The organism is Bythopirellula sp., from assembly GCF_041737835.1.
GTDB lineage: Bacteria > Planctomycetota > Planctomycetia > Pirellulales > Lacipirellulaceae > Bythopirellula.
The window spans coordinates 1-4,244 of record NZ_JBGSQY010000039.1; the positions used below are offsets into that span (position 1 = coordinate 1).

The window sequence follows — 4,244 nt, forward strand, 5'->3', positions numbered from 1 at the left end:
TTCGGCGAAATCGACAATCTCGTCAAACTTCTTGCGAATCTCAGCGCGGCTCATGCCAAGAATTGCGCCATTGAGGTAGATGTTCTCACGGCCCGTAAGCTCAGGATGGAAGCCAGTGCCAACTTCCAACAGGCTCGCGACGCGCCCTTTTATCTCAACCTTTCCCGTACTCGGATCTGTAATACGTGACAATATCTTCAATAGTGTTGACTTTCCGGCCCCATTTCGGCCGACAATTCCTAAGACCTCACCGCGCTTGATCTCGAAGTTAACGTCCTTAAGCGCCCAGAAATCCTCGACTTCGTCACCAACCAAAATCTGGCGCCCACGAACTATATCGAGGGTCGAGCGTCCAAGCCCTTTGAGTGTCCGGCCGACCACATCGCGCAACGCCGTGTAGCGTTCGCGCTCGTCAGATTGATGGCCGATAAAATATCGCTTTCCCAAGCCTTCTGCGCGGATAACGACGTCGCTCACGCGCTCACACCATATCCGCGAAGGTGCGCTCCGTTGCGCGAAAGTATCTGATGCCCAACCACAGGAAGAAGGCAACAACGGCGAGGCTCAGGAGCAGCCCGGGCCAGTACACGTTGCTTTCGCCGCCAAGCAAGCACCAACGGAAGCCGTCAATGACGCCGACAACCGGGTTCAGGCTGTAGAGCAGGCGCCACTCTTCCGGCACCACGGCGCTCGAGAAGCCCACCGGAGAAACGTATAATCCAAACTGGACGATAAATGGGATCATGTATCGGAAATCGCGGTACTTGACGTTCAGTGCGGTAATCCACAACGCTGGGCCGAGACTTGCAAGAACAGCGAGCAAAATGAAGGCGGGGAGGAATATTATCTGCCAACTCGGTACAAAGCCGAACCACAACATCAGGAGTGCCAGCATAGTAAAGTTGATCAGGAAGTCGACCAGAGCGACCACCGCGGATGCTGTGGGAATGATGAGACGCGGGAAATAAACCTTGGAGATCAGGTTGGCGTTGCCGACGAGGCTGTTGGATGCCTCCGACAATATCCCGGAGAACAGGAACCACGGCAGCATGCCGGCGAAAACAAGGATCGGATAGGGCACGTCACCGTCAGACGGAAGTTTCGCAATCTTGCCGAAGATCACCGTGAATACGACCATTGTGAGGAACGGGCGTATGAGCGCCCAAGCGACGCCGATTACCGTTTGCTTGTACCGCACCGAGACGTCGCGCCAGGCGAGGATCGCAAACAGTTCGCGATAGTGCCAAAGGTCGCGCCAGTAGTTGCGCTCGGCGCGGCCGGCTTCGAGTATGGTGATGAGCTCGGAGGTGTCGTAGCCTCGAGTTTCCACTTCGGTCGAGCGTTTATCGGACAAGGTTTTGTTCAAACTCAAAGACATGGTGTGTAAATTTGTAAGTGCTATTGGGTTTGCAATAACTAAGAAGTTCTGTTCATCGAAACGAAAACTTCACATGCGACCGCGAGACTGCGTTCGAACTAAGTGTTATTTTCCGAAACCATCATCATCTCAACTATTTCCTGCATCCCTATCTTGGCCCGCCATCTGATGAGCCGTTTGGCCTTGGCTGGGTTGCCAGCGCTATAACGGATGTCAGAGGGACGACGCAGACTTTCGTCCAAATCCACGTGAGCGCGCCAATCCAGTCCAGCAAACTTGAACGCGGCTGCTACAAATTCTTCTAGCCTGCTGGTACGGCCCGTAGCGATCACAAGGTCTGTTGGTCTTTCTAGTTGCATCATCCGCCACATTGCATCGACGTATTCCTCGGCTGCACCCCAATCGCGGCAGATGTCAATGTCTCCAAGTTGCAGCCGCTTTGCGTCACCGCGTTTGATCGCTGACGCTCCCGCGACAATCTTTCGCGTCACGAACCGCGCAGGGCGAAGCGGGCTCTCGTGATTGAAAAGGATACCATTGCATGCATACAGGCCATAGGCTTCGCGATAGTTCACGACCATCCAATGCGCTGCTGATTTGGCTACTGCGTAAGGGCTTCTCGGACGAAACGGTGTTTCCTCGTCTGCAGGCTTGCCGCCGGTGTCCCCGAAGCATTCGCTCGAGGATGCATTGTAGAGACGTATGTCACGACCGAGAAAGCGGATTGCTTCCAAAAGGTTCAACACGCCGATACCGATACTTTCCATCGCTTCCACAGGCTGTTGGAACGACAGGCCGACAGAGGACTGCCCCGCAAGATTGTAAACTTCATCAGGCTCAGTCTTCTTCAGTGTCTGCAAGGTGCTGCGAAAGTCAGTCAACACCATTGATTCCAACGTTACTCGGTTGAGAATGTCGAGCTTGGAGAGATTTGCGAACGAAGCCATCTGAGCGTCGCGCGATGTTCCCGTGACGTGGTAGCCCTTGGAAAGGAGGAGGCGCGCGAGATAGGCACCATCCTGGCCCGAAATGCCACAGATAAGGGCCCGCTTTGCCATTCAAGACTGCATTGGTAGCACCCTGGATAGCGCATCCTCGAGCCGCTTCCCAAAGTTTGAAAAAGAAAAAAAGTCTAGTCCGGGCTGGATGGTTTTGGACCGCGACAGTGCCCCTAGAATTGCGGCTTCAAGAGCAACGGGATTCTTAGGGTCAACAAGGTCACCCAACTTTCCGCCGCGCACGGCCTCCCGGGTACCATCCACACAACTTGCTACCACTGGGATACCGCATGCCAATGCTTCCAGGATGACGAAGCCGAACCCTTCACCTGAACTGGGCATGACATACACATCGCTAAGGTGGTAAAGGTCTGCCTTCTCCTCTTCACTGACCCGCCCAGTAAACACGACATGATCAGTCAAGCCTAAGGTCCGGACTTTGTCTTCGAGACGCGCTCGGTCGCCGCCGTCGCCGGCCGCAACGTATACAAGTTCAGGAACGTGCGTGATGAGACGCGGCATAGCATCAATCACCTCGTCGAAGCCCTTGTAGCGTTCCATGCTAAACATCCGCCCGAAAGTCAAAATGACAGGGCGGCGTTCAACACCGAGACGGCGGGCAAGCGGATTCTCCTTAGGTCCGATACCAAAATCTGCCAAATGAATTGCATTTGGAAGTACCGCGCATTTCGCGGCAGAAAAACCGCTCCAAGCCAGGAACCGGTCAAGTGTAATCTGGCTTATCGAAGATACAAGCGAGACATCTTTCAATCCAAAACGCCGTAACGTTCCTGCAGGACGATGCCATGCGTCGATACCATAGATGGCCAGTACAAGCGGCAGGCGGCGAAATTTGGCTATCAATGCTGCAATGGGCAACAGGTTAATGTGTGCACAATAAACAAGATCAAAGCGCTCCCAAGCGCGCGCGGTGGAGCGCGCCAAGAAGTTTGTTATGCCGGCTGCACTGGCAACATCGTATGTCGACTTCGCTGGTAGGTTGAACACTACCTCTGGGGTTACGCGCGTCAACACCACGACTTCATCAATGCCTGGGAACCCGCACATTGCGTCGATAATGTCACGGTTATATTGGGCAATACCGCCAAATCCACCGTGTGCATCCGTCGCGAGCATCAGTACACGCAATCTTTTTTCCAAAATGAGTTGTTCATTTTTCATATTTGGAAAGTCAAAGGCTTTGGTGCAGCAGGTTTCGAGGGGGCCATTACTCTGCGCGCCCAATCACGTGAGTAACCATAAGCCGAACGGCTGATGGGTTTACCAGAACCGCTCAACCAGTGCTGGACAGGAACGGCAAATCCGGTCTTCTTACGTGCAACTACGGCTTTGGGCAACGGTCGTGAAGGCGCGAGTACTAAAGACTGCTTAGATGTCGGAATTGCCACTTGTTGACCCAAATTCGCAATTCGCTTGAGTAACACAGAGTCAACCAGCGGCGTACGAACTTCCAATGAATGCGCCATACTCGCCCAATCTGTATCGCGCAAGAGTTGATTGCGCATGTAGAGCGTTGACTCGAGCGTGGCGACTTTCCCAAATGGACTCGAAGGCACTGGGCGTAGTTGCTCATCAACGGTGCCCAGCGGGTCGAGCAGCCTAAAACCTTTTCGAATGAAATCGGAATCGAGTACTTCTGGTAGTTCCCAGGGCATAAACAGGCCACGACGCAAGAGGTATGCGCCCGCGTACGTGCCGCCCAATTCCAGCATGCCGGCTGCTTTGGGATTGAGCCCAAGCCAGTAGGCAAGCGGCTGGCCAATTGCTCTCACTGCCACACCCAGTCCCGGCACGCGTGAAGGCCAAGCGATCTGCCCTACCCAATTCGGAATGTCTTTGAACGATGG

At 54.1% G+C, this 4,244-nt stretch carries 5 protein-coding genes; all 5 read right to left on the reverse strand.

All coding sequences use genetic code 11. The annotated features are described in order from the left end of the window. Positions 1–477 (reverse strand): ABC transporter ATP-binding protein (locus tag AC6T8Q_RS11525; RefSeq protein WP_500679221.1); only part of this gene is annotated, 477 nt, incomplete at its 3' end. A 4-nt stretch (positions 478–481) separates the two neighbouring features. Next, complete coding sequence (locus AC6T8Q_RS11530) at positions 482–1,378, reverse strand: ABC transporter permease (RefSeq protein WP_500679222.1); 897 nt, start codon at positions 1,376–1,378, stop codon at positions 482–484. 98 nt (positions 1,379–1,476) lie between these two features. After that, positions 1,477–2,436, reverse strand: coding sequence for a GDP-mannose 4,6-dehydratase (locus tag AC6T8Q_RS11535; RefSeq protein ID WP_500679223.1), 960 nt, complete (start codon positions 2,434–2,436; stop codon positions 1,477–1,479). After that, complete coding sequence (locus AC6T8Q_RS11540; RefSeq protein ID WP_500679224.1) at positions 2,437–3,558, reverse strand: glycosyltransferase family 4 protein; 1,122 nt, start codon at positions 3,556–3,558, stop codon at positions 2,437–2,439. It abuts the gene before it with no gap. Beyond that, positions 3,555–4,244: asparagine synthase-related protein (locus tag AC6T8Q_RS11545; protein ID WP_500679225.1), on the reverse strand; the 690-nt coding region annotated here is incomplete at its 5' end. The genes AC6T8Q_RS11545 and AC6T8Q_RS11540, both read right to left, overlap by 4 nt.

Bases quoted from the DNA above. Each gene is read 5' to 3' on its own strand.
- AC6T8Q_RS11540 (WP_500679224.1), bottom strand. From the start codon at position 3,558: ATGAAAAATGAACAACTCATTTTGGAAAAAAGATTGCGTGTACTGATG.
- AC6T8Q_RS11535 (WP_500679223.1), bottom strand. From the start codon at position 2,436: ATGGCAAAGCGGGCCCTTATCTGTGGCATTTCGGGCCAGGATGGTGCC.
- AC6T8Q_RS11530 (WP_500679222.1), bottom strand. From the start codon at position 1,378: ATGTCTTTGAGTTTGAACAAAACCTTGTCCGATAAACGCTCGACCGAA.